The organism is Enterobacter mori LMG 25706, assembly GCF_000211415.1.
Classification (GTDB): Bacteria; Pseudomonadota; Gammaproteobacteria; order Enterobacterales; family Enterobacteriaceae; genus Enterobacter; species Enterobacter mori.
Genome location: NZ_GL890775.1, coordinates 892,715 through 900,726, shown reverse-complemented (window position 1 = coordinate 900,726; position 8,012 = coordinate 892,715). Strand labels below are relative to the sequence as shown.

At 56.4% G+C, this 8,012-nt stretch carries 5 protein-coding genes; 2 read left to right on the top strand and 3 right to left on the bottom strand.

Features of this window, described 5'->3' with window-relative positions:
* Window positions 1-33: 33 nt before the first annotated feature.
* The gene (gene rluC, locus ENTMO_RS0109320) at window positions 34-981 is read right to left on the bottom strand and encodes a 23S rRNA pseudouridine(955/2504/2580) synthase RluC (protein ID WP_010429676.1); all 948 of its coding nucleotides are present in this window, start codon (window positions 979-981) and stop codon (window positions 34-36) included.
* Between the two features lie 572 nt (window positions 982-1,553).
* Between rluC and rne the strand changes: the two genes are divergently transcribed.
* Window positions 1,554-4,670, top strand: coding sequence for a ribonuclease E (rne, locus tag ENTMO_RS0109315; RefSeq protein ID WP_010429674.1), 3,117 nt, complete (start codon window positions 1,554-1,556; stop codon window positions 4,668-4,670).
* A 40-nt stretch (window positions 4,671-4,710) separates the two neighbouring features.
* Here the strand turns inward: rne and ENTMO_RS0109310 are convergent, their stop codons facing one another.
* A complete protein-coding gene (locus tag ENTMO_RS0109310) occupies window positions 4,711-5,688 on the bottom strand; it encodes a LysR family transcriptional regulator (protein ID WP_411326752.1) in 978 nt (325 codons plus the stop codon).
* A gap of 67 nt (window positions 5,689-5,755) precedes the next feature.
* On the opposite strand from ENTMO_RS0109310, the gene ENTMO_RS0109305 reads away from it, so the two are divergent.
* On the top strand, window positions 5,756-6,970 hold the full coding sequence (locus tag ENTMO_RS0109305; protein WP_010429670.1) for an MFS transporter: 1,215 nt from the start codon (window positions 5,756-5,758) through the stop codon (window positions 6,968-6,970).
* A gap of 76 nt (window positions 6,971-7,046) precedes the next feature.
* On the opposite strand, the gene flgL is transcribed toward ENTMO_RS0109305, so the two are convergent.
* A complete protein-coding gene (gene flgL / locus ENTMO_RS0109300) occupies window positions 7,047-8,000 on the bottom strand; it encodes a flagellar hook-associated protein FlgL (protein ID WP_010429668.1) in 954 nt (317 codons plus the stop codon).
* Window positions 8,001-8,012 lie beyond the last annotated feature (12 nt).

Genomic DNA, 8,012 nt, shown 5'->3' with positions numbered 1-8,012 from the left:
CCCTCTCCCACAGGGAGAGGGAGGAAAGCAAAATCAGCCGCGCAGAACCTTAAGACAGCGTTTCAGCTGCTCATCCAGCGGCGCTTCAATACGGATGACTTCCCCCGTATTAGGATGGGTAAACTTCAGCGCAGCCGCATGCAGGAACAGACGCGACAGCCCCGTGCCCGCCAGTTGCTTATCAAACTCGCGGTCGCCATAGCGGTCATCGAACGCAATAGGATGCCCGGCAAACTGGGTATGCACGCGAATCTGATGGGTACGCCCCGTCACCGGGCTGCAGCGCACTAGCGTGGCAAACTCATAGCGCTCTTCAACTTTAAAGCGCGTCTCGGACGGTTTCCCTTCCTGATTCACACGCACAATGCGCTCGCCGCTCTGCAGAATATTTTTCAACAGCGGCGCCTGCACCACTTTCACATGGGACTGCCACTGCCCGCGCACCAGCGCCAGGTAGTCTTTCTGCATCCCTTTTTCGCGAAGCTGCTCATGCAAAGAACGCAGTGCAGAACGCTTTTTCGCCACCAGCAGCACGCCAGAGGTATCACGATCCAGACGATGCACCAGCTCCAGGAAACGGGCTTCTGGTCGAAGCGCGCGCAGCCCTTCAATCACGCCAAAGCTCAGGCCGCTGCCGCCGTGTACGGCTGTACCTGACGGTTTGTTCAGCACAAGGATATAGTCATCCTCATAAAGGATGACGTCACTCAGCGCAGCCACTTTTTGCAGCTTGGGCGAAACCGCCTCTTCTTCACGTTCAGCCACGCGCACCGGCGGGATACGCACTTCATCACCGGCTTCGAGCTTATACTCAGGCTTCACGCGTTTTTTGTTAACCCGCACCTCGCCCTTGCGCAGGATGCGGTAAATCATACTTTTCGGCACGCCTTTCAACTGGGTGCGTAAAAAGTTATCGATGCGTTGCCCCGCATAGTCATCCGCGATAGCAACAATTTTTACGGCTGGAGGCTCTGTTTTCATGGTTGGCGATTCTAAATATCGTCAGCCATTAGCGCCACTCATTTTTCTATGCTTATATTTACTTTTATCCGGCCTGCGCCCCGTTTCGCGCAATCGATTTGGTGGTTATTAAACCAATCACCACCTCGAAGTGAAGAAACTGTGAGTAACCGGGTGATAATTGGTAAAAGTCATCTTGCTATAACCCGGCGAGCAGTGGAATAATGAGGCTGTTTTCCGTGTTAAATCCAGGTTAAGTAAGGATGTCGACGGAATGACCAATTTTGTCTGACCGATCATCCACGCAGCAATGGCGTAAGACGTATTGATCTTTCAGGCAGTTAGCGGGCTGCGGGTTGCAGTACTTCCCGGTATAAGGATTGTTTTCTGGAGAGTTCTTCCCAGGCAATTCCCCTGATAATTGCGCTGTGTTTCCGTATGAAATACAGGCAACCGACACTCTGCGCCTCTTAAGCGAGCGACAACCGTGAGGTTGGCGACGTGAACAGACACGAGGCCATCGGTTCATACCCCGGAAAGCGTCACCTTGCCCGCAGCTTTGTCGTCAATGTAAGAATAACGAGTAAGTTACGATGAAAAGAATGTTAATCAACGCAACTCAGCAAGAAGAGTTGCGTGTCGCCCTTGTGGATGGGCAGCGCCTGTACGATCTGGATATCGAAAGTCCTGGACACGAACAGAAAAAAGCGAACATTTACAAAGGTAAAATCACCCGCATTGAACCAAGCCTTGAAGCTGCATTTGTCGATTACGGTGCTGAGCGTCACGGTTTCCTCCCTCTTAAAGAAATCGCCCGCGAATATTTCCCTGCAAACTACAACGCCCATGGCCGCCCAAACATCAAAGATGTTCTGCGTGAAGGTCAGGAAGTTATCGTCCAGATTGATAAAGAAGAGCGTGGCAACAAAGGTGCCGCACTGACGACCTTTATCAGCCTGGCGGGGAGCTATCTGGTTCTGATGCCAAACAACCCGCGTGCGGGTGGTATCTCTCGCCGTATCGAAGGTGATGACCGTACCGAGCTGAAAGAAGCGCTGGCAAGTCTTGAACTGCCGGACGGCATGGGGCTTATCGTGCGTACCGCAGGCGTAGGCAAATCTGCCGAAGCGCTGCAGTGGGACTTAAGCTTCCGTCTGAAGCACTGGGAAGCTATCCAGAAAGCAGCAGAAAGCCGCCCTGCTCCGTTCCTGATCCACCAGGAAAGCAACGTTATCGTGCGTGCCTTCCGTGATTACCTGCGTCAGGACATCGGCGAAATTCTGATTGATAACCCGAAAGTGCTTGAGCTGGCTCGCCAGCACATCGCCGCGCTGGGTCGTCCGGATTTCACCAGCAAAATCAAACTGTACACTGGTGAAATCCCGCTGTTCAGCCACTATCAGATTGAATCCCAGATTGAATCCGCCTTCCAGCGTGAAGTGCGTCTGCCATCCGGTGGTTCTATCGTTATCGATACGACCGAAGCGCTGACCGCTATCGACATCAACTCCGCGCGTGCAACCCGCGGCGGTGATATCGAAGAGACCGCCTTCAACACCAACCTTGAAGCCGCTGATGAAATCGCCCGCCAGCTCCGCCTGCGCGACCTGGGTGGTCTGATCGTTATCGACTTCATCGACATGACCCCTGTTCGTCACCAGCGTGCGGTTGAAAACCGTCTGCGCGAAGCGGTGCGCCAGGACCGTGCTCGTATCCAGATCAGCCATATTTCTCGCTTTGGCCTGCTGGAGATGTCCCGTCAGCGTCTGAGCCCATCACTGGGTGAGTCCAGCCATCACGTTTGCCCGCGCTGTTCCGGTACCGGTACCGTGCGTGATAACGAATCGCTGTCCCTCTCTATTCTGCGTCTGATTGAAGAAGAAGCGCTGAAAGAGAACACTAAAGAAGTTCACGCCATTGTGCCTGTGCCCGTTGCCTCTTACCTGCTTAACGAAAAACGTGCAGCGGTAAGCGCAATCGAAGCACGTCAGGGCGGCGTTCGCTGCATCATCGTGCCAAACGACCAGATGCAGACTCCGCACTATCACGTGCTGCGTGTACGTAAGGGCGAAGAGACGACCACCCTCAGCTACCTGCTGCCGAAGCTGCATGAAGAAGAGATGGCACTGCCATCCGATGAAGAGCCTGCCGAGCGTAAACTGCCTGAGCAGCCTGCATTAGCCACCTTCATTATGCCGGAAGCGCCGCCGGAAGCCGTGCTGGAAAAACCAGCGGCTAAACCTGCTGCGCAAAAACCTGCGCCAGACGTGGCGAAAGCCCAGCCAGAGCAACCTGGTCTTCTGAGCCGCTTCTTCGGCGCGCTGAAGAAGATGTTTGCTGGCGAAGAAGTTCAGCCGGAGCAGCCAAAAGAAGCACCGAAAGAAGCGAAGCCTGAGCGTCAGCAGGATCGTCGTAAGCGCCAGAACAACCGCCGCGATCGTAATGACCGCAGCGATCGTAACGACCGTAACGAGCGTCGCGACAACCGTTCTGACAACAACGAAGGCCGTGAGCAACGCGAAGATAACCGTCGCAACCGTCGCGAGAAACAGCAGCAGAATGTTGAAGATCGCGAAATTCGCCAACCGGCGGGCGATGAGTCAGAGAAGAGCAAACAGCGCGACGAGCAGCAGCCTCGCCGCGAGCGCAATCGTCGTCGCAACGACGAGAAGCGTCAGGCGCAGCAGGAAGTTAAAAACCTGAACCGCGAAGAGCCTGTTGAACAGCAAGACGCTGAGCAGGAAGAACGTACTCAGGTTATGCCGCGTCGTAAGCAGCGTCAGCTGAATCAGAAAGTCCGTTTTGCTTCTGAAGCGACCGAAGAGACAACTGTTGTTACGGAAACCGTCGCCGAAAGCGCGCCGCAGACCCAACTGGCGAAAGTTGATCTGCCAGCAGTGGTAGAGAACAACGCCGAGCAGGACGATAACGGCGAAGGTCGTGATAACGCAGGCATGCCGCGTCGTTCACGTCGTTCTCCTCGTCATCTGCGCGTGAGCGGTCAGCGTCGTCGCCGTTATCGTGACGAGCGTTACCCGACTCAGTCTCCAATGCCGTTAGCCATCGCGTGTGCGTCGCCTGAAATGGCATCCGGTAAAGTCTGGATCCGCTACCCGGTTGCTCGCCCGGAGCAGATTGTTGAAGAACAGTCTGTCACCGAAGAGGTGATTGCACCAGTCGTTGCAGCTGAAGAGGTTGTGGCTGCAGCAGCGACGGTGGGTGAGCCGCAGGCTGTGGAAGCCGAAGCCCCACAGGCGGTTGAAGTGGAAACCACCCATCCTGAAGTGATTGCTGCCCCGGTTGATGCCGCACCGCAGTTCATCGCCGAAGAAGACACGGTCGTGGCCGAAGAGGTTGCTGAAGAAGTTGAAGCCGCCGCGCCGGTTGAAGACACCGCTGACGCTGTTATCGAAACGGTGACAGAAGACGTGGTTCAGGAAGTTGAACTTGACGTTGAACCGGTTCGTGAAGCCGAAGAAGCTCCAGCGCCTGAGGTGAAACCAGAGCCAGTGGTTACTGCGCCAGCGGCAGCACACGTTGCAACGGCACCCATGACTCGCGCACCTGCGCCTGAGTATGTGCCGGAAGCACCGCGTCAAAGCGACTGGGTTCGCCCGGAGTTCAACTTTGACGGCAAAGGTTCCGCAGGTGGTCACAGCGCGACGCACCAGGCGACTGCACCGGCAACCCGCCCCCAGTCTGTTGAGTAACTCGCGTTAAGACGAAAAGCCGACCTCAGGGTCGGCTTTTTTATTGCGCATTTGCTGGCTTTCTCATTCCGGCTATACCCGGCATCACCTGCTTCATCATCTCCAGAAAACGTCGCAAGCGCGCCGGATAGTATCGCGACCACGGATAAACCAGATGGACGGGCAGCGCCGTGGGTTGCCACTCGGGCAGAAGAGGGATTAAGCGCCCTTCCTGAATATCCTCTTTCACCGTCCAGCTTGATACCAGCGCCACCCCCAGCCCGGTCAGGGCCGTATTTCGCGCCACGTACAGGCTGTCCGTGCTCAGACGCGGCGTAATAGCAATGCGTGTCGGCTGCGCTGCACCATCAAACAATTCAACGTGTCGCTGGTAGAAGGTGCTGATGGCAATCCAGGGCAGCGCCTGCAAATCCTCTGGCTTGCTAACCTTTGGGAAGCGTGCCAGCAACGCAGGAGAGGCGACGATGGAGCGCGGTACCTCTGCCAGCTGTACGGAAACCGTGGCGGGAGCGACCTCGGCACCCACGCGGATCGCACAATCAATATTGTCGCTGAGAAAATCCACCGACTTATCGTTCAACATCCACTCAACGGAAAGCTGAGGATAACGCTGCAAAAATTCCGTCAACGGTTTCAGGAGCTGTTCCTGACCAAAGGCGTGCGGTGCCCGCACCCGCAATACCCCAACCGGTTCATCCTCCGCCTGCCCGACTTCATCTTCCAGCGCCAACCAGCTATCAATCACCCACCGGGCATGCTGATAGCAGCGTTCACCGTCGTCAGTGAGCCTGGTGGCATGGGTGGTTCGCAGCAGCAGGCGAGCCCCCAGCAAGGTTTCCAGAGACTGCAAACGTCGGCTTACCGTGGCCTGAGTCGTCGAAAGCTGCCTTGCCGCTGCCGAGAGCGAGCCGGTTTCCACGATGCGAACAAAAGTTCGCATCAGTTCCACCCTGTCTATACGCTCAACTCGCTTCATACTTTCCTCTGTCATACGCTTAACGTATAAGCGTTTTACCATCAGCCCGTCTACCGCCGCAAGGCGTAGTGATAAAAAATAGCCTCACACTATGACTGAGGAACGTCTTATGAACACAACAACTGCCCCCCATGCCGTGAGCCGCTGGGTGATATTAATGCTGGCTCTGGGTGCTGGTTTCAGCGTGGCATCCATTTACTACGCACAGCCTTTGCTGCCTCTCATGGGCGCAGACCTTCATTTGAGTATTGAAGGAATGGGCCTGGTTCCGACGCTGACCCAGGCAGGCTACGCGCTCGGCATCCTCTTCCTGTTGCCGCTTGGCGATCGTCATGACCGCAGGACGCTGATTCTGATTAAAAGTGCTGCCCTGGCGCTGTTTCTTCTGGGCTGTAGTCTCACCGGGCAACTCCCTTCGCTGCTGCTGGCAAGCCTGCTGATTGGCATGGCCGCCACCATGGCGCAGGATATCGTTCCCGCTGCTGCGATCCTCGCCCCTGAAGGTAAACAAGGGAAAACCGTGGGCACCGTCATGACAGGTCTTCTGCTGGGCATATTGTTGTCGAGAACCGTCAGCGGCGTGGTCGGTGAAGCCTTTGGCTGGCGGGTGATGTATCAGCTGGCTGCTGCAAGCATTGCCTTTGTCGGCGCGGTGATGTGGGCCGTACTCCCACGTTTTGCTATTCACTCCACGCTGAGCTATCCCGCACTGATGCGTTCCATGGAGCACCTGTGGCGTCGTTACCCGGCACTGCGTCGCGCGGCGCTGGCTCAGGGTTTTCTGTCGATTGCCTTCAGCGCATTCTGGTCAACGCTGGCCGTGATGCTGCTGGAACGCTACCACCTCGGCAGCGCCGTGGCGGGCGGGTTTGGTATCGCAGGTGCCGCCGGTGCATTAGCCGCGCCGCTGGCAGGCGGGCTGGCGGATAAACTGGGTGCAGGAAAAGTGACGCAGCTGGGTGCCGCGCTCGTCACCGTCTCGTTTGCGCTAATGTTCCTGATGCCCGCCCTCGGCGTCCATGGACAGTTGATCCTGATTGCCGTCTCCGCCGTCGGTTTTGACCTTGGCCTGCAGTCAAGCCTGGTGGCTCACCAGAATCTGGTCTACAGCCTTGAACCGCAGGCACGCGGTCGCCTGAATGCCCTGCTCTTTACGGTGGTGTTTATCGGAATGGCGTTAGGCTCGGCACTGGGCAGTAAGATTTATACGATGGCCGGCTGGTCTGGCGTGGTGGCGCTGGCAACCCTGTGCGGCATTATTGCCCTGGTCATCAGATTGATTGAAAACGCCCGGGTAACCTCCGCTCAGGCTGAAACCGTGTAAAAAAAATGCCCAGTCCATACGGACTGGGCAGTCAAAACATGCCCAGTTTCAAGACATGTTCTAAGAGGTCAAGACGTTATTTATTCATCTGGAACAGGGACATCCCCTGCATATCGCTAAACGCCTTATAGGAGGCCTGCAGAGCCGCTTGCTGCATGGAGTAAGACGAGATCACCGAGTTCCAGTCCACATCGACCAGGTCGCTCATCTGCTGCGTTTGGCCCAAAGCACGGTCATCGCCCAGCGAATCCAGTTTGCCCAGCTCGTCCAGTTTGATCCCCAGGTCTGCACGCACGGTCAGCACGTTGTTCAGCGAGTTGCTCAGGCCGCGGTTGGTTTTATCCATCGCCGCCGTAAACGCATCGGCTTTAGTCTGGTCGCCTTCAACCGGCGTATTCAGCGCAGCGATAGCGGTATCCAGGATCTTAAACAGGTTGGTTTCCGGCGCGCTGCCGTCCGGCTCCGGTTTCGCGTTACTGGTGAAGGTATCGAAAACTTCACTGCCCGTGTGGCTGATTTGCATGGTACGCGCGGCGTCAACCTGCTGGCTGATTGGCGTAGAGCCGCCGTTATAGGTGCCGGTCGTCTCGTCGAAGGCCGCCGCTTCCGTTTTGTAACCCGCAAAAATATAGCGTCCATTACCGTCGGTGCTGTTTGCCAGGTTCATCAGCTGATCGCGGATCCCCTGCAGGTTGGTGGCAAGCGACTGTCGGTCATCATCGCTGAGGGTTCCGTTACCGGCGTTAACCACTTTTTCCTGCGCGGTGATAATCGCATTCGTCACCTCTTTCAGCACGTTCTCTTCCAGCGACACCTTGGTCGTGGCGAAAGAACGCGCCAGCGCATACTGGCTGTTCTGCGTCTGCGCCTGGGAGAGTACAACGGCCTGAGAAGCCGCAATCGGGTCATCGGAAGGACGGTTTACGCGCTTGCCGGTTGACATCTGCTCGCCATAGCCCAGCCAGAGACTCTGGGAGTTCGTCACTCCGCGCATGCTCTGCTCATACATCATTTGAGTACTAATACGCATTTTTTAACCCCG